Genomic DNA, 17282 nt, shown 5'->3' with positions numbered 1-17282 from the left:
GTGAGCACGTCAGCGATCCGCACGCCGGTGGTGTCGTCCTCGGCGAGCCGCTGGACCACCGGCAGCCTGCACCTGGCCCACCCGGGCATGCTCGGGATCGCGGCGCTCGCGCTGCTGGTGCCGGCGGTCGCGTGGGGCGCGTTCCTCAACAGCCTGCTGATGTTCAGCCGTGACTCCGCCTTCCTCTACACGCTGCTTGATGATCCACTGTGGTTCGTCGCCGGGGTGCGGCTGCCGCTGTTCGCGCTCCCGGTCTGGGTCAAGGCGATCGGACTGGCGTTCCCGCTGACGACGAGCCTGACGGTGCTGCGCGGTGCGCTGCTCGACGGCCGGGACGCCGGCGACCTGGCCGGCCACCTGGCGTTCCTGGCCGTGCTCTCGGCGGTGCTGCTGGGCCTGACCGCGGTGCTGCTGCGGGTGGGCGAGCGGCACGCGCAGCGGACGGGGTCGCTTCAGCTGTTCTGACGGAAAGCCGCGACGTGGCGCCGGACCCAGTCGCCGCGGTCGGCGTGCCGAGGATGGCCAGGGTGCCGTCGACCACCGGTTCGGGCATGAACGCCAGCGTCCGCTGCCGCGCCTCGGCCATCCGCAACGATCATGTGAAAGCGCCCGCTGGGCGACCAGCCATCTGGACGCGGTCGAAGCGGCGCGCCGGTCCTACACCGGTCCGCGCTGATCCGTCAGGTGGAAGATCCGCCGGCGCAGGGCGTCCTGGGCGCGGATCGGCAGCCAACGAACGACGAAGCTCAGCCGGCCGGCGTCCTTGCCGACCACGTAGCGGGGGCGCGGTCGCCGCTCGGCCAGGGCCTTGGCCACCACGGTCGCGACCACGCTCGGCGGGCTGCCGGCGCGCTCGCGGGCCATCGCGGTGCGGACCATGCCGCGGTACGGCTCCGCGTAAAGGTCCCGCAGCTCCGGCGGGAACTCGACCACCGCCCGCTGTGCCCCCTGCTCCACCTTGTCGACCGCCTCGGTGTGGATGCTGGCCGGTGCCAGCAGCACGACCCGGATCCCGAACCCGGCCACCTCCTGGCGGAGTGCCTCGGTGAGCATCGCCAGGGCCGCCTTGGAGGCGCCGAGCGGGCCGCCGTACGGGATGCTCATCCGGTCGCCGATCGAGCCGATCACGACGATCCGTCCGCGGGCCTGGCGCAGCAGCGGCAGGAACGCCTGGGTGACCGCGACCTGGCCGACCACGTTGACCTCGAGGACCTGCCGCAGCGTGTCGAGTGGCACGAGCTCGACCGGCCAGGTGAGGCCGATCCCCGCGTTGTTCACCAGCCCGGCCAGGCCGGCGGGCCCGACGTGCTGTTCGACCGCCACGGCCGCGGCCTTGATCTGGTCGTCTTTCGTGACGTCGAGGATCAGCGGGGTCGACCCGGCGGGGGCGTCGGTCTCGCGGCGGACGCCGGCGAACACGTGCCAGTCCTGTCGGGCCAGGTCCTGGACGGTGGCCCGGCCGATGCCGGTCGACGCGCCGGTGACCACCACGTGCGGCTTCGTGCATTCCATGCGGACCAGCCTGCGGCCGTGGGCACCGGCGCCGCATCCGTCACGTGACCGGTCAACCCAGGTCGATGCCGCGCAGCTCGTGCCGGTCGGCGATGCCGAGCTTCGGGAAGATCTTGTAGAGGTGGTAGCCGACCGTACGCGGGCTGAGGAACAGCCGCGCGCCGATGTCGCGGTTGCTGAGCCCGTCGGCGGCCAGGCGGGCGACCTGCAGCTCCTGCGGGGTCAGGCGGCGCAGCTGGCCGGCCCGGCCGGCGGCGGCGGGCACGGTCTCGCCGGTGGCGCGCAGCTCCGCGCGGGCGCGGTCCGCCCACGGTCGGGCGCCGGCGTGGTCGAACGCCTCCAGCGCGGCCCGCAACGGCGCGCGCGACTCGGATCGCCGCCGCAACCGGCGCAGCCACTCGCCCCAGAGCAGCTGGGTGCGGGCCAGCACGAGTGGGCGGTTCGCGTCGTGCAGCAGCCGCAGCGCCGCACGGTAGTGGGGCTCGGCGTCGTCGGTCAGCAGGGCGCGGCAGCGTTCGACCAGCGCTTCCACGACGGTGCCGCGCTGGTGCCGGGCCCAGCCCTGGTATCGGTCGAGAACCGCCTCCGCCCGGTCGGGTCGGCCGGCGCGGGCGGCCGCCTCGACCCACTCCGGCGGTGCGAGATAACCGAAGCCCAGGTGATCCCGCGGGGCTGCCTCGAAGCGGTCGAGCGCCTCCGCGTACCGGCCGAGCGTGATGTCCAGAGTGGACAACGCGAGGGTGGCGTTGCGTCCCGTCGCGAGTGCGACGCAGCGCCGTTCGTCGCCGGTCACCGCGCAGACCTGGCTGACCAGGGCGCGATGGTTGGCCGCGGAGCGCTCCTGGCCGGTGTCCTCCGCGATGCGCATGCCTTCCTCGCCCGCGCTGCGGGCGTCCCGCAGCCGGCCCAGGGCCAGCGCCGCCTGGCCGTGGTAGAGCAGCAGGTGCGGCAGGCCGCCGATCAGTCCGCGGTCGCGCGCCTCGGCGAGGAGCTGCCCGGTCAGCGCGTACGCCTCCGCGTCGGCGCCGACGAACAGCCGCAGGAAGGCGACGTGGCCCTGGGTGCCGGCGACGGCGCTGTCGAGCAGGTCCGGCCGCACGTGTTCGAGGGCAGCCCCGAGCGGGTCCGCGGCGCGGCCGGCGAGCAGGTCGCCGAAGATCGCGCTGGCGGCGAGCAGCGGCTTCAGCGGGCCGGTGTCCGGCAGCGTGCGCATGAGCTCCACGGCATCGGCCAGGTCGGGTGGCTCGTCGGCGAAGTACGCCATCCGCACGGTCTCGACCAGCATCCGACCGGACTGGGCCGGGTCGGTGTCGCGGATCAGGGCGGCGCCTTCGGCGACCATCGTGGCCGCGACGGCCGGGTCGCCCTGCTCGAACTCGACGCGGGCGCGTACCCAGGCGGTCTCCGCCGCCGTGTCCGCCTCGGCGGGCAGGTCGGCCGTCTCCGCGGCCAGTGCTGCGGCGCGCGGGAGCTGCCCGGCGTCGCGGGCCCGGGTCGCGGCGGCGGCCAGCCGTCGGGCGCGCAGCGTCGGGTCCGCGGTGAGCCGGGCGGACCGCTCGTGGGCCGCGGCGCTGGCCGCATAACCGCCGCGCAGCCCGGCCCGGACCGCGGCGGCGGCCAGCTCGTCGGCCGCGGCCGCGTCGAAACCGGTGGCGGCGGCGGCGAGCTGCCAGGCGCGGCGGTCGCGGTGCTCCGGGGCGTCCAGGGCATCGGCCAGGGCGCGGTGCGCGGCGAGCCGCTCGGCCAGCGCGGCCCGCCGGTAGACGGCGGTGCGCACCAACGGATGGCGGAAGACCATCGTCTCGTTGCCCAACCGGACCAGCCCGGCGCGCTCGGCCGGGGCCAGGTCCGCGGGGGCGCTGCCGGCGGCCGCCAGCACGACCCGCGGATCGCCGGTGTCGTCGGCGGCGGCGACCAGCAACAGCCGCTGCGTCGCCGCGGGCAGCCTTTCCACCTGGGCCGCGAACGCGGCGGTGACACCGCCGCCGGCCCCGTCGCCGCGGGCTAGCTCGATCAGCGCGAGCGGGTTGCCGGCAGCCTCGGCCAGCACACGCTCCCGTTGCCCGACCGGAAGGTCGGCGAGGAGCACGGCAGCGTCGTCATCGGACAGCCGCGGCAGATGCAGCGTCGCGAGCCCGGTGGCGGGCGCGTCCTCGCGCGCCGCGAAGAGCAGCAGGACGCCTTCGGCGTCGATCCGCCGGGCCGCGAAGAGCAGTGCGTCGGCTGACGCGCGGTCGAGCCACTGCAGGTCGTCGACGAGACAGACCAGCGGGGCGGCGGAGGCCAGCTCGGACAGCAGGGTCAGGGTGGCCAGACCGACCAGGAACCGGTCGACACCGGGTGCGTCGGCGAGCCCGAACGCGGCCCGCAACGCGGCGCGCTGCGGCGCGGGGAGCGCATCGAGCCGGTCGAGCGAGCCGCGCAGCAGCATGTGCAGCCCCGCGAACGGCAGCTCGGCCTCGGACTCGACGCCGGCGCAGCGCAGCACGCGGAGATCTTCGGCCGCCTTCGCCACGTGGTCGAGCAGGGTGGTCTTGCCGCTGCCCGCCTCACCCTGGACCAACCGGGCGGCACTGCGCCCGGCCCGGGCGCCGGCGAGCAGCCGGTCGAGCTCCGCAACCTCGGCGGCCCGTCCAACCAGCACAACCTCCAACCTAGTCAGTTGACAGATTCGAGCGCCTCGACGCCTTCGTACGGTGGCGAGATGTTGGCCTTGGACGACGACCTGACGCGACTGCGCGCGCTGGCCGAGGCACCGGACTTCCCCAGGGGCGTGACCACACTGGCGGCGGACAGCCTGACGTTTGCCCTGTCCCTGGAGGTGTGCCAGCTCCTGGCCGGCGGTTCGGCGAACGCGGACCTCACGGAGCACGCGGACCTCATCCGCCACACGGCGACGATCCTGGAGATTCCGGACGAGGGCCAAGCGGCCGCAGCGGTCGCGGAACTACGCCACCACCTGACCGACCTGTCGCATCTGCTCGAAGAAAAGCGGCTGGAGTCCTATTCGGAGATGTCGTTGGGGTGAAACATGAACGGATGAACGGACGCGGCGAACCCATCCCTTCGGATCATTCACGCTCGAAGATCTTGCTTGATGTGCCGTCGCACCGGCCGGCACTTCGCTACGCGCGGATCGCCGAGGCCCTCGCGGGGATCATTCGGGAGAGCGAGCCGCAGTTCGCAGTCGGCATATTCGGTGGCTGGGGTGCCGGCAAGACCACCCTCATGCGAGCCATAAGGTCCAAACTGGACGAAGATGACGGGCTCGTACTCGTCGACTTCAACGCCTGGCGTTTCGAACGCGAGCCGCTGCTGCTCGTGCCCTTGCTCGACACGATTCGTGCGGCGTTGGTCGTATGGTCCGCCGGTCGGGGAGAAGAAGCGCGGGAGCGGCTTCGTTCCCTTACGCTTCGCATCGGCCGCGTCGTGCGTGCCCTGGCCACCGGGCTCTCCGGCGAAGTCGGCTTTCCCGGCGCCGTCAAGGTCAAGTATGACGTCGGCCGGGCCATCGACGCTCTCAATCCGACCGGCGGCGCCGAGGGCGCGCAGTCGTTGTACGTGGGGGCCTTCGACGAGCTCGCGGAGACGTTCGGCCAGCTGCAGAGCGGTGGGGTGAGCCGCATCGTGGTGTTCGTCGACGACCTGGACCGCTGCTTGCCCGAGAACGCACTGGACGTCCTGGAGTCGATGAAGCTCTTCTTCGATCTTGTCGGGTTCGTCTTCGTCGTCGGTCTGGACGACGACGTGGTCGAGCGGGCGGTCCTGTCCAGGTTCGCCCAGTCGCCAGGCGCCGCGACGGACGGGAGCGCAGGCGCGCCGACGGGCCTCGCGGAACGGTTGAGCCGCGACTACGTCAAGAAAATCTTCCAGGTGCCGTACTCCCTGCCGCCGATGGCTCCCCAGGATCTCAACGGGTTGCTCCGCTCCATGTACAGCGAGGCTGGCCTCGGCGGTGAGCAGTTGAGCGATCTGGAGCAGCGGGTGCGCCCGTACCTTGGCTATGTCGCGGTCGATCGCCGGGTGAACCCGAGAGAGGTCAAGCGGTTCGTCAACGCCTATACGCTGCAGACGCTGATCCGGCCCGAGCTCGACAGGGACGCCGTCCTTGCCGTGCAGACATTGGCGTTCAGATACGAGTGGGAGTCTGCCTACAACGCGATCCTCGCGGACTCCGGCCTGTTCCTGGACGCGCTTCGGAGATATCGCCAAGGCGACGAGCGCGTGCTTGAGGAGCACTACCCGGACCTTGCGGTCATGCCTGCTGACCTTGCCCGGTTCCTTCGCTCGCAATGGGTGGAGCCGTTGGTGCGGCATCCGACGTTGGACGCCTTCGTGTACAGCCTCGAATCCACCGACGGGCGTCGGTCAGGGCTTATCGAGGCCTATCGACCGCTTGGAACGATCCGACGCGAGGTGCGCAGGCTGGCGGATGCGACCAACTTGGAACCGCAGGATTCCGACGCCCTGGAAAAGACCATCAACGACCAGGGTTCCGCACTCGGCAGCCTGCTGGCCAACGCGACCGGCCGGGAGAGCACGACCCGAATGCTCGACCTGCTCGACGGCATCCGGGGGCTGAGCAAACGGCTGACGAGCGAGGCTCGGCGCCAGGTCCCGGAGGACCAGCGGATCCTGGCGGTGCGGACGACCGTCAACAGCATCTCGATACAGCTGGATCGCATGTATCGCGAGCTCCAGGTGCTCCGCGCCCACTGAGGTCTTGTCGGGTCTTGGCGGCTATGGTTAGGTGAGCCTAACCAACCTGGGAGCCTCCGTGTCCGATGTAGCCGTCGTGCTCACCGAGACCGTCGATCTCGCCGAGCTTGCGCGTGTCTACCGCTCCGTGCACGCGGCCGAGCTGCATCTCATTTCGCGATCTGCGAGGCGTTCGTGCTCCCCGAGCACCGCCGCCACCGGCTCGGGGTGCCCATGATTCTCGACCTGCTCGGCAGTCGAGGCGAGGAACGGGTCTCGCTGGCCGTCGCCGAGACCAACACCCGCGTCTGGCGGGCGTTGCAAGCCTTGGGCTTCCGGCACGTCGGCGACCTCGTGCCGTTCCCCGGTTGGCGTCCACATCGGATGCTCGTGAGCCCCCTGCCGCTGGCGGACCGGCGATGACGGCGCACGAGGAGGAGCTTCCGGGTCTCGGGACCTTCCGGCTCGTGACGCTGGATCCCGCGCGTGACATCGACCTGATCTACGACTGGGTCACCCAGCCGCGCGCCCGGTTCTGGGGCATGACCGCGCACTCCAAGGAGCTCGTCCAGGAGATCTACGAGTTCGTCGACTCCCTCGAGACGCATCACGCCTACCTGATGCTGCTGGACGACGAGCCCACCGGCATCTTCCAGACCTACGAACCGGCCGCCGACCCGATCGGCGCGTACTACCCCGTCGAAGACGGCGACTTCGGGATCCACCTGTTCCTCGCACCGGCGGAGAAGCCTCGACCCGGCTTCACGGGTACGCTCGCCGGCGCGCTGCTGCGGTTCGCCTTCGCTCACCCGGGCACCAGGCGGATCGTCGTGGAGCCCGACGCCCGCAACGAGCGCGCCCTGAAACGCTGGCGGCGCCTCGGGTTCACCTTCGGCGCCGTGGTCACCACCGAGGAGAAGACCGCGCAGCTGGCCTTCCTAGGCGGCGTGCCGGCCCGCCCGGGGGTGGCTCAGCGGGATCCAGGCCAGCCGGCCACCAAGCTTCCTGCGCACCAACAGCCGCAGCCGCCGGTCCGTCACCCATAGCAGGGCTCCCGCCACCACGCCGGCCACCGCCGCGTAGCAGACCATCGCCAGCAGGGGCGGCTCGATCGACACCTGCAGCGCGGAGAGCAGCCACGGCACCGCGGCCGCCGCGCCGCCCGCCAGGACGGCCGGCAGCGTCGGCGCGAGGAAGCGTGGGATCGAGCCTCCGACCGCGCGGGAGACCGTCACCCAGATCGAGGTCGCGTTCATCACGACCTGCATGCCGATCGCGGCCAGCGCGATCGCGGTCGCCTGGGTCGCCGCCGACGAGTCGTGCAGCAGCGTGCCGACCCCGGCGAACACCACGATGCCGAGGATGCCGCGGGTCCACAGGATGGCCGCCAGCTTCGCCGGCTGGCCGATCGCCTGCAGGGCCGGGCCGAGCAGCACGCCGTACGCGTTCAACGCCCCGTACAGACAAAGCAACGCGAGCGGGACCTCGGTGCCGGACCACTGCGGGCCGAGGAAGTCGATGAGCGGCCCGGCCGCCGCGACCAGGACGCCCAGCAGCGGCAGGCCGGTCAGCGCGCCGAGGTGTTGCAGCGTGGTCAGGTGGCGGATGAACGCCTCCCGCTCGTTCTGCAGGCGGGACAGCGACGGCAGCGCCACCTGTTGCAGCGACCGCACCGTCACGTCGACCAGCATGTCGGGCAGCCGGGCGGCGAGCCGGTAGATGCCCGTCGCCACCGGGCCGAAGAACAGGCCCGTGAAGATGATGTCCGACTTCGAGCTCAGCATCGAGCCGAGGCCGGCGTTCGCGGAGTGCAGCGAGAACTTCCACAGGTCGCGGATCGCGCCGAGCCGCATCGAACCGGACGGACGCCACGGGCACACCGTCCAGAGCACCACGAGGCCGACGAACGCGTTCACCAGCGACTGCGCGACCAGCGCCCAGACACCCGCGCCGAGCACGGCCAGCACCACGCCGACCACGCCGCTGACCACGGACGCGGACAGCGTGCGCACCGCGACCGACTTGAACTGCAGCTCCCGCCGCAGCACCGCCTCCGGGACGATGGTCAGCGCCTGCATCAACACCAGCGGTGACAGCGCCAGGCAGACGACGGTGAGCTGCGGCTCGCGGTTGACCAGCGCCCAGACCGGGCTGAGCGCGGCCGCGGCGCCGCCGACCACGAAGCCCGAGATGACCATCACGCCGAACGCGGCGTCGAGGTGCTCCGGGGTGAGCTTGTCGCGCTGCACGATCGCGGAGACCAGGCCCTGCTGGAGGATCGTCTGCGCGATCGTGATGAACACGGTGGCCATCGCGACGACGCCGAACTCGCTCGGGCCGAGCAGCTTCGCCAGCACGAACGTCACGAGCACGGTCGCGCCGATCCGGCCGCCGGTCAGGACGTACGACCAGCCGATGGCGCTGCCGACACCGGGCTTCTTGGCAGCCGGCGCGACGGGAGGCGCTGCAGAGACCACTACGCGCCGTTCTCGGTCAGCGCCGGCATCGGCTTGCCCGTCAGCCGCCGCCGCAGCGCGCCGAGCCGGACCCGGCCCCGCCGGGCGAACCAGGTGCCCAGGAACGCGGCCGAGTTGGCGAGCCCGCCGGGATGCCCGCGCAGCACGCGTACCGTCTGGCGCAACATGTTGGTCCGTGGCGATCGGGCCGGATTCGCGGAACCGTTGGGCGCGAACCACGACGTGGCCGACGCGGCGCTGTTGCCGGCCTGGCGGGTCGACGCGCCGTGCACCCGGCGCAGGAACAGCTGCTCCGGCACCTCGTGGATCTCGCCGAGCGCGGCCACCTCGGCCATCAGCGTGTAGTCCGACGAGAGGAACGGCCGGATCAGCCCGGTCCGTCGCAGCACGTCGATCCGGAACACGCCGAAGTGCGCGTGGCACAGGCTGATGTTGTTGGCCAGGCCCGACAGCCGCTTCCAGGCCCGCGCGTCGCGCAGGTCGAGCTTGTCGGCGTACGGCCCGATGACCTCGCCGTCCTCGTCGATCAAGAGCGTCTTCGGGTACGCGAGCACCGCGCGCGGCCCGGCGGCGTCCAGCGCGGCGACACACGCGCTGACGAACCCGGGCCGGCAGATGTCGTCGTACGCCGCCCACTTGAACAGCTCGCCCGACGCCAGCTCGACGACCTTGGCGAAGTTGGCGTGCCCGCCGAGGTTCTGCTCGTTGCGCCACAGCCGGATCCGCGGGTCGGCGACCGCGTACCGCTGGCAGATCTCCCAGGTCTCGTCCGTCGACGCGTTGTCGCTGATGACGATCTCGAAGTCGGTGTGGTCCTGCGCGCGCAGCGCGTCGAGCGCCACCGGCAGGTAGCGGGCCGCGTTGTAGACCGGCACGCCGATGGTGACCCGGGGCATCACGCCACCAGCAGCTCGGCGTCGACGCCGAGGTCGCGCAGCGTGGCACCGATCTCGCCGCGATATGCCGGGTTCGTGATGATGACGGTGCGCGTGCCCGACCCGGCCAGCGTCGCCGGCGCGGTGACCTCGTGTCCCGTCACGGGCAGGAACCTACCCCACTTGCGGGAGTTGACGTCGACCACTGCCGCCAGCTTGCCGTCGGGGTCGGCGAGGTGCAGGAACTGCACGCCGCGCGAGCCCGCGCCCCAGAGCACCGGCTTGTCGCCGTCGGCGATCCGGTCCGCGATCAGCGTGCGCCACTTGTCGCGCTCGGCGAAGTGCCGGGCCGCGAACCCGCGGATCGCCTCGAGCTGCCGCGACACCGCGTCGGCGCCCGGCAGCGGGGCGGTCGACGCCGGTGGGCCGGACACGTTGGCCGAGAACTCCACGAACCGGAACATGCCCTGGAACAACGGACCGGTGTCCTCGACCCGCCAGCCGGCCCGCTCGACGATCCGCCGCAGCGAGTAGGCGTCGAAGTACGAGACGTGCGGGTAGATGACCTCCCAGCCCGCGGTGGCCATGTCGTAGCAGGCGTCCGGCACCTCGATGTAGCCGCGCACGGGGCGGTCGCCGGCCAGCCGGCGCAGTGCCATGAGGAAAGCGTAGGGATCGTCGATGTGCTCGAACCAGTGCCGGGACGTCACGAAGTCGAACGCCGGTGTGGTGTCGTCCAGCGGAGCGGGTCCACTGAAGAACGTGGCGCCGGACGGGTCCGGGCTGGTCGGGCCGGCGTACATCGCGTCGTAGCCGAAGCCCTTGGCCCCCGCGACGTGGCACAGCTCGCGCAGGAACTCGCCCTGCCCGCACCCGATGTCGAGCACCGTCGCGCCGCGCAGCGAGTAGCGCTGGGTCAGGTGCTTGACCAGCTCCGCCGAGAACGACTGGAACGCGGGCGAGTGGTGCAGGTTGGTGTCCATGGTCGTGTCGTAGTGCAGCAGCTCCGGCTCGAAGGCCACGTTCCGCACGTACGCGCACGACGGGCAGTAGGCCAGCGCCATCTTCCCGAGCGGCGATGCGAGCGCCTCGTCGCGGCTGGCCCAGTGCACGCCGCAGAAGACCGGGATCGTGCCCAGGTCGGCGAACGGCACCAGCTCGCCGGCGCCGCAGGCGTAACACCGCGTCACGACGTCCACCGGAGCTGCTCGTCGATCCGGCCGGCGGCCAGCAGGGCCCGGATCTTCTTGAGCCGCTGGTGCCCCTCGCCCGTGAACTGCTCGATGGTCAGGCCGTGCCGGCCGTACTCCTCGACGAGCTGCTCGACGCCCTTGCGTACCGTCCAGGCCGGGCGGAAGCCCGGCACCTCGGCGGCGATCCGGTCGCAGCTGACCCGGTAGTTGCGCGAGTCGGCCGAGGCGCCGCCGGCGAACGTCACCGTGGAGCCGGTCACGACGTCGCGGACGATCTCGGCCACGTCCCGGATGAGGTAGTTCTCGGTGGTCTGCCCGACGTTGTAGGCCCGGTTGTGCACGACCTCGCGCGGCGCCTCCAGCAGGGCCAGGAACGCGGCGGAGATGTCCTCGATGTGCACCAGCGGGCGCCAGGCGGTGCCGTCGGAGAGCAGGCGGACCTCGCCGGTGAGCAGCGCGTGCGCGGTCAGGTCGTTGACCACCAGGTCGCCGCGCAGCCGCGGGGAGAACCCGTACGCGGTGGCGTTGCGCAGGTAGACCGGCGAGAAGTCGTCGTCGGCCAGCTCGGCCAGGTCCTGCTCAGAGAGGATCTTGGACTCGCCGTACGGGGTGACCGGGGCGAAGCCGGCCTCCTCGTCGAGCGGGCGGTCGTCGAGGCCGGCGCCGTAGAGCGAGCACGACGACGAGAACAGGAACCGCTGGACCCCGGCCGCCTTGGCCGCCTTGGCCAGCCGCACCGTCGACCGGTGGTTGATGTCGTAGGTGAGGTCCGGGTTCAGGTTGCCGATCGGGTCGTTGCAGAGCGCCGCCAGGTGCAGCACCGCGTCGAAGCCGCGCAGGTGCTCGGGCTCGACGTCGCGCAGGTCGACGCGGAGCGCCGGCACCTCCGGCGGGGGCGGGCCGAGCACGCCGTCGGCGTACAGGCTGATGTCGAGGCCAGTGACGTCGTGTCCCGCGGCCCGCAGCAGCGGCACCAGAACGCCGCCGATGTATCCGTCGTGGCCGGTCACGAGTGTGCGCATGGTGAAGCTCCGCAGCGTTGTCCGGGGTGAGACTCGCGAGTCTACGGACGGCCCGTTACGCGGAGCCGGACTAGTGTCGGACTTCTTACTCCACGCCCCATGGCGATGCGCCACCTGGCTAGCGTTTCGCCGGGCGCGGGCCGGGGCCGACCGTTCGCGCTGACCAGAGTTTGCTCGAATTCGGGGTACGTGCGCATGACAACAGCCGTATGTCGCCTTTGTGCGGCGGAGTTGACCGAGACCTTCGTCGACCTGGGCATGTCCCCGTTGTGCGAGAGCTATCTGCCGGCGGAGCGGCTGGACAGCGCCGAGACGTTCTACCCGTTGCACGTGCGGCTCTGCCCGAGCTGCCTGCTGGTGCAGTTGCCCGCATACGTGCCCGGCGAGGACATCTTCTCCGATTACGCCTACTTCTCCTCGTACTCGGACTCGTGGGTGGCGCACGCCAAGCGCTACGCCGACACGATGGCCGAGCAGCTGGGCCTCGGGCCGGACAGCCTGGTCACCGAGGTGGCGAGCAACGACGGCTACCTGCTGCAGCACTTCGTGGCGCGGGGCATCCCGGTGCTGGGCGTCGAGCCGGCGGCGAACATCGCCCAGGTAGCTCAGTCCAACGGGATTCGCACCGCCAACGAGTTCCTGGGCGCGGAGACCGGTGCGGCGCTGGCCGCCGAGTACGGCCGGGCGGACCTGGTCGCCGGCAACAACGTCTACGCCCACGTGCCCGACCTGGTCGGGTTCACCGCCGGGCTGGCCGCGCTGGTCAAGCCCGAGGGCCTGGTGACGCTGGAGTTCCCGCACCTGCTGCGGCTGATCGAGCGGCGCCAGTACGACACCATCTACCACGAGCACTACCAGTACCTTTCGCTGCTCACCGCCCAGCGCGCGCTGGCCACCGCGGGCCTCGTCGTGGTCGACGTCGAGGAGCTGTCCACGCACGGCGGGTCACTGCGCGTGCACGCCCGGCACGGCGCGGCCGCGGGCGAGCCCTCCAGCAACGTCAAGTCGGTGCTCGACGCCGAGGCGGAGGCCGGGCTGCACACGGTCGAGGGCCACAAGGGCTTCGCGGAGGCGGTCTTCGACATCAAGCGGGACCTGCTCGAGTTCCTGATCGGCGCGCGGGCCGAGGGCAAGCGGGTCGTCGGCTACGGCGCGCCGGGCAAGGGCAACACGCTGCTCAACCACTGCGGCATCCGGGCAGACCTGCTGGAGTACACGGTCGACCGCAGCCCGCACAAACAGGGCATGTTCCTGCCGGGTACGCACATCCCGATCCACGCGCCCGAGCGGATCGCCCAGGATCGCCCGGATTATGTCCTCGTGCTCCCGTGGAACCTGCGGACCGAGATCTCGAACCAGCTCGCGTACGTGCGAGAGTGGGGCGGCCGGCTGGTCTTCCCGATCCCGGACCTCGAGGTGGTGTGATGAAGGTCGTCCTGTTCTGCGGCGGCCTCGGCATGCGGATGCGCGAGGACGCCCAGTCCGCGCCCAAGCCGATGGCGATGATCGGCGACCGGCCGTTGCTGTGGCACGTGATGCGCTACTACGCGCACTTCGGGCACACCGACTTCGTGCTCTGCCTCGGGTACGGCGCCGCCGCGGTCAAGGACTACTTCCTGCACTACGACGAGACGCTCTCCAACGACTTCACGCTCACCATGAGCGACCGCGACCTGCACCTGTTCTCGTCGGACATCACCGACTGGAACATCACGTTCATCGACACCGGGCTCAACTCGACGATCGGCGAGCGGCTCATGCGGGTCCGCCGGCACGTCGAGAACGAGCCGGTGTTCCTGGCCAACTACGCCGACACGCTGACCAACGCGCCCCTGGACGAGATGGTCAAGCGGTTCGAGGCGAGCCAGGCGGTGGCCAGCCTGCTGGCCGTGCCGGTGCAGTCGACGCACCACGTGCTCGACATCGCGGACGGCGACCGGGTCACCGGCATCACGCCGATGCGCGAGCTGACCCAGTGGGAGAACGGCGGCTACTTCATCCTGCGCCCCGAGATCTTCGAGCACATGCGGGAGGGCGAGGAGCTGGTGCCGGACGCGCTGGAGCGGCTGATGCCCGAGCGGGTCATCGCCCAGCGCTACAAGGGCTTCTGGCGGGCCGCCGACACGTTCAAGGACCGGGCCGAGCTGGAGCAGCTCTACTACTCGGCGCGCTGCCCGTGGATGCTCTGGGACACCAACCGCACGGGCGGCTCGCTCGCGCCGGCCCTGGTCTCCTGACGCCGATGCTGCCGTTCGCACTGCCCGGTGTCCGCCGGGTCGCCCTCTTCGGGGCCCACCCCGACGACATCGAGATCGGCGCCGGCGGGCTGCTGCTGTCGCTGCCGCCCCGCATTTCGGTGTCCTACACGTTGCTGAGCGGCACACCGGCGCGGCAGGAGGAGGCGCGCGCCGCGGCGGCCGCGTTCCTGCCCGGTGCGGACATCACGTTCGCGCTGCACGACCTGCCCGACGGGCGGGTGCCGGCGCACTGGGAACGGGCCAAGTCGGCGGTCCAGGAGGCGGCTCGCGGTGGGGCCGACCTGGTGATCGCGCCCAGCAGGGACGACGCGCACCAGGACCACCGGCTGCTGGCCGAGCTCGTGCCGACCGCGTTCCGCGACGCGGTCGTGCTGCACTACGAGATCCCGAAATGGGACGGCGATCTGGGGCGGCGTAACGTCTACGTGCCGCTGCCGGACGAGCGCGCCCGCCGCAAGGTGGAGCTGCTGCACGCCCATTTCCCGTCACAGAAGGACCGCGACTGGTGGGACGACGAGGTCTTCCTCGGTCTGGCCCGGCTGCGTGGCATGGAGTGCCGGTCGCGGTATGCCGAGGCGTACAGCTGTGAGAAGGCGGTGATGTCGCTGTGAGCGTGGCGGCGTGTCTCTTTGGAGTTCCCGGGTCCACATTGAACCTGGGCGTCGGTGCGTTGCGGGCGGCCACCCTCGGCGCGTTCCTGGCCCGGGTGCCGGACGCGCGGATGACCGTCTTCGACGACGGTTGGGGCGAACGGCAGGGCACCGCGTACGTGCACGGCCAGCCGGTGCCGATCACGCTGTCGGGCGCCCGGCACTCGCGCCGCTACCACCGCCCCGAGTCCTATGTGAACATGCGACTCAGCGCGGCGCTCGGCGGCCTGGGCAACCACGGCGTCAACGCGATCGACGGCGCCGACGTGGTGCTCGACGTCAGCGGCGGCGACAGCTTCAGCGACATCTACGGCGAGCACCGGTTCCGCACGGTGGCCTGGCCCAAGAAGCTGTCCCTGCTGCGCAAGCGCAAGCTGGTCTTCCTGCCCCAGACGTACGGCCCGTTCAAGATCCCACGGATCCGGGCCGAGGCGGCGGGGCTGGCCCGCGGTGCGGCGATGGCCTGGGCCCGCGACCCCGACAGCTACGCCGCGCTGCGCGACCTGCTCGGTTCGGACTTCGACCCGCGGCGGCACCGCGAGGGCGTCGACGTGGCGTTCGGGCTGGAGCCGCGGGCGCCCGAGGGGGCGGCCTTCGACCAGCTCGCGTCCTGGTTCGCGGCGGCCGACGGCCCGGTGATGGGCATCAACGTCAGCGGGCTGATGTCGCGGGCCGAGGGGATCGCGCAGTTCCGGCTCGCCGGTGACGGCGGGAAGGTCGCGCGGCAGATCTGCGAGCGGGTGCTCGACGAGCCCGACACCCGCGTGATCATCGTGCCGCACGTGCTCGCCGCCGGCGGCACCGACGACGACACCGCCACCAGCGAGGCGCTCCGGGCCGACCTGGCCGCGAAGTACGGCGACCGGATCGCGATCACGCCGCGCGGGCTCGACCCGCACCAGACCAAGTGGGTGATCAGCCGCACCGCGTGGTTCTGCGGGATGCGGATGCACGCCACGATCGCGGCGCTCTCGTCGGCCGTGCCGGCCGCGATCCTCGCGTACAGCCTGAAGGCCCGTGGTGTCTTCGCCACGGTCGGGCAGGAGCGGCACGTGGCGGACGCGCGCTCGCTCGGCGACGACGAGCTGCTCGACACGTTGTGGAAGTCGTGGTCCAACCGCTCGGCCGCGGCGGCGGAGCTGGCCGAACGGGTGCCGGTCGCGGTCCGGCGGGCGGGAGAGCAGATGGACGAGATCGTTTCCCTGGCCCGGTCCGCCGCATGAGCCGCACGCCGCGCGACGTGCACGACGTCGCGGAACAGAAGCTGTGCACCGGCTGCGGGGTGTGCGCCTATCTGGCCCCCGACGAGGTGGCGATGGGCGACGTGCTGGCCTACGGGCGCCGGCCGCTGCCGCTGTTGCCGTCCCGTGGCCCCGGCGCGGCCGCCGCGTTGAGCTGCTGCCCCGGCGTGCGCCTGGAGCACGAATCGGCCGCGCCCGGGCCCGGCGAGTACGCGGACCTGCGGGCGGCCTGGGGTCCGGTGCTGCGGGTGTACGAGGGCTTCGCGGCGGACCCCGAGATCCGGTTCGCCGGCTCCAGCGGTGGCGTGGCGACCGCGCTGTCGGCCTTCCTGATCGAGCAGGAGGGCATGACGGGCGCGCTGCACATCGGTGCGCGGGCCGACGTGCCGTACCTCAACGAGACCCGGCTGTCCCGTTCGCGGTCGGAACTGCTGGCCAACGCGGGCTCCCGCTACGCGCCGGCCAGCCCCTGCGAGCGCCTCGACCTGATCGAGTCGGCGGAGACGCCGTGCGTGTTCATCGGCAAGCCGTGCGACGTGGCCGCGGTCTCGATGGCCCGCCGCGAGCGGCCGGAGCTGGACCGCAAGGTGGGCCTGACGATCGCGGTGTTCTGCGCGGGCACGCCGTCGACGCAGGGCACGCTGGAGATGCTCAAGGTGATGGGCGTCGAGGACCCGGCGCAGATCTCCCACGTCGCCTACCGGGGCAACGGCTGGCCGGGCAACGCCCGCACGGCGGTGCCCGGTGACGAGGCCGAGCGGACGCTGACCTACGAGCAGTCGTGGGGCGACATCCTGCAGAAGCACCGCCAGTGGCGCTGCTACCTGTGCGCCGACCACACGGGCGAGTTCGCGGACGTCGCGGTGGGCGACCCGTGGTACCGCCCGACGGCCGGCGACCCGGGCCGCTCACTGGTGCTGGCCCGCACGGAACGCGGCCTGAAGATGATCGAGGCGGCGATCGCCGCGGGGGCACTGGTCCTGGAACAGGTGGGCCCGGAGATCCTGCCGGCGTCACAGCCGAACCTGCTCCGCGCCCGGGGCGCGGTCTGGGGCCGGATGGTCACGTTGCGGGCGGCGGGCCTGATGACGCCGCGCACGCGCCACCTGCCGATGGCCAGGATGTGGCGGGACAACCTGTCGACGAAGGAGAAACTCCAGTCGACGGTGGGCACGGTCCGCCGCATCCGCCGCAAGTCGCTGCGGGCTCGGGCGGACCTGACCCCGATGGAGCCACCGAACGACTGACCTGGATCTCCGGCTCCTCGGCGTCGGCATCGGCGTGCTCATCCGCAGCCAGATCGCGGCGACCGTCACCTCGGTGCTGGCCTACCTGCTCGGCACGGCCCTGATCGGC

General features: G+C 71.7%; 15 protein-coding genes and 1 pseudogene. 10 read left to right on the top strand and 6 right to left on the bottom strand.

The annotated features are described in order from the left end of the window. Positions 1 to 465 (top strand): annotated as a pseudogene (locus tag AB0H87_RS23080) (hypothetical protein); the annotation flags it as partial. A gap of 192 nt (positions 466 to 657) precedes the next feature. Here the strand turns inward: AB0H87_RS23080 and AB0H87_RS23075 are convergent. Together AB0H87_RS23075 and AB0H87_RS23070 are read right to left on the bottom strand one after the other, a co-directional pair. Then, positions 658 to 1512: an SDR family NAD(P)-dependent oxidoreductase gene (locus tag AB0H87_RS23075; protein ID WP_360149085.1), complete on the bottom strand. Its 855-nt coding sequence runs from the start codon at positions 1510 to 1512 to the stop codon at positions 658 to 660. Between the two features lie 52 nt (positions 1513 to 1564). After that, positions 1565 to 4156 carry a BREX system ATP-binding domain-containing protein gene (locus tag AB0H87_RS23070; protein WP_360149082.1) on the bottom strand — a complete coding sequence of 864 codons (2592 nt, stop codon included), beginning with the start codon at positions 4154 to 4156 and terminating at the stop codon, positions 1565 to 1567. Positions 4157 to 4225: 69 nt separating this feature from the next. Between AB0H87_RS23070 and AB0H87_RS23065 the strand changes: the two genes are divergently transcribed. The 4 genes from AB0H87_RS23065 to AB0H87_RS23050 all read left to right on the top strand — a co-directional run bounded on the left by AB0H87_RS23065 (position 4226) and on the right by AB0H87_RS23050 (position 7256). After that, positions 4226 to 4540 (top strand): hypothetical protein, encoded by a 315-nt coding sequence (locus AB0H87_RS23065; protein ID WP_360149079.1) that lies wholly within the window; start codon positions 4226 to 4228, stop codon positions 4538 to 4540. Positions 4541 to 4551: 11 nt separating this feature from the next. Continuing rightward, the gene (locus tag AB0H87_RS23060) at positions 4552 to 6231 is read left to right on the top strand and encodes a P-loop NTPase fold protein (protein WP_360149076.1); all 1680 of its coding nucleotides are present in this window, start codon (positions 4552 to 4554) and stop codon (positions 6229 to 6231) included. A gap of 174 nt (positions 6232 to 6405) precedes the next feature. Continuing rightward, positions 6406 to 6633 (top strand): hypothetical protein, encoded by a 228-nt coding sequence (locus tag AB0H87_RS23055; RefSeq protein WP_360149073.1) that lies wholly within the window; start codon positions 6406 to 6408, stop codon positions 6631 to 6633. Then, positions 6630 to 7256, top strand: coding sequence for a GNAT family N-acetyltransferase (locus AB0H87_RS23050; RefSeq protein ID WP_360149070.1), 627 nt, complete (start codon positions 6630 to 6632; stop codon positions 7254 to 7256). The genes AB0H87_RS23055 and AB0H87_RS23050 overlap by 4 nt, the downstream gene beginning before the upstream one ends. Here AB0H87_RS23050 and AB0H87_RS23045 read toward each other — a convergent pair. The 4 genes from AB0H87_RS23045 to AB0H87_RS23030 are packed head-to-tail and all read right to left on the bottom strand — an operon-like array spanning position 7149 to position 11777. Then, positions 7149 to 8687 (bottom strand): lipopolysaccharide biosynthesis protein, encoded by a 1539-nt coding sequence (locus tag AB0H87_RS23045; protein WP_360149068.1) that lies wholly within the window; start codon positions 8685 to 8687, stop codon positions 7149 to 7151. The genes AB0H87_RS23050 and AB0H87_RS23045 overlap by 108 nt on opposite strands. Continuing rightward, positions 8687 to 9583, bottom strand: coding sequence for a glycosyltransferase (locus tag AB0H87_RS23040; protein WP_360149065.1), 897 nt, complete (start codon positions 9581 to 9583; stop codon positions 8687 to 8689). Before AB0H87_RS23040 ends, AB0H87_RS23045 begins: the two co-directional genes overlap by 1 nt. Then, positions 9583 to 10761: a methyltransferase domain-containing protein gene (locus tag AB0H87_RS23035; protein WP_360149062.1), complete on the bottom strand. Its 1179-nt coding sequence runs from the start codon at positions 10759 to 10761 to the stop codon at positions 9583 to 9585. Before AB0H87_RS23035 ends, AB0H87_RS23040 begins: the two co-directional genes overlap by 1 nt. Beyond that, positions 10749 to 11777: an SDR family oxidoreductase gene (locus tag AB0H87_RS23030; RefSeq protein ID WP_360149059.1), complete on the bottom strand. Its 1029-nt coding sequence runs from the start codon at positions 11775 to 11777 to the stop codon at positions 10749 to 10751. Before AB0H87_RS23030 ends, AB0H87_RS23035 begins: the two co-directional genes overlap by 13 nt. Positions 11778 to 11972: 195 nt before the next feature. Between AB0H87_RS23030 and AB0H87_RS23025 the strand changes: the two genes are divergently transcribed. Genes AB0H87_RS23025 through AB0H87_RS23005 form a run of 5 tightly spaced genes read left to right on the top strand, consistent with a single transcriptional unit; the run spans position 11973 to position 17173 of the window. Then, the gene (locus AB0H87_RS23025; RefSeq protein WP_360149056.1) at positions 11973 to 13202 is read left to right on the top strand and encodes a class I SAM-dependent methyltransferase; all 1230 of its coding nucleotides are present in this window, start codon (positions 11973 to 11975) and stop codon (positions 13200 to 13202) included. Next, positions 13202 to 14014, top strand: a complete 813-nt coding sequence (locus AB0H87_RS23020; protein ID WP_360149053.1) for a glucose-1-phosphate cytidylyltransferase — start codon at positions 13202 to 13204, stop codon at positions 14012 to 14014. Before AB0H87_RS23025 ends, AB0H87_RS23020 begins: the two co-directional genes overlap by 1 nt. 5 nt (positions 14015 to 14019) lie before the next feature. Further along, positions 14020 to 14646: a PIG-L family deacetylase gene (locus AB0H87_RS23015; RefSeq protein WP_360149050.1), complete on the top strand. Its 627-nt coding sequence runs from the start codon at positions 14020 to 14022 to the stop codon at positions 14644 to 14646. Between the two features lie 38 nt (positions 14647 to 14684). After that, positions 14685 to 15908 carry a polysaccharide pyruvyl transferase family protein gene (locus tag AB0H87_RS23010; protein ID WP_360149047.1) on the top strand — a complete coding sequence of 408 codons (1224 nt, stop codon included), beginning with the start codon at positions 14685 to 14687 and terminating at the stop codon, positions 15906 to 15908. Then, positions 15905 to 17173 carry a Coenzyme F420 hydrogenase/dehydrogenase, beta subunit C-terminal domain gene (locus AB0H87_RS23005; protein ID WP_360149044.1) on the top strand — a complete coding sequence of 423 codons (1269 nt, stop codon included), beginning with the start codon at positions 15905 to 15907 and terminating at the stop codon, positions 17171 to 17173. The genes AB0H87_RS23010 and AB0H87_RS23005 overlap by 4 nt, the downstream gene beginning before the upstream one ends. Positions 17174 to 17282: the final 109 nt, after the last annotated feature.

Origin of the sequence: Asanoa sp. NPDC050611 (genome assembly GCF_040654855.1) — a bacterium.
In the GTDB taxonomy this organism is placed as follows: domain Bacteria; phylum Actinomycetota; class Actinomycetes; order Mycobacteriales; family Micromonosporaceae; genus Asanoa.
The sequence above is the reverse complement of the archived record's forward strand: the minus strand, read 5'-3'. Positions and strand labels throughout refer to the sequence as shown.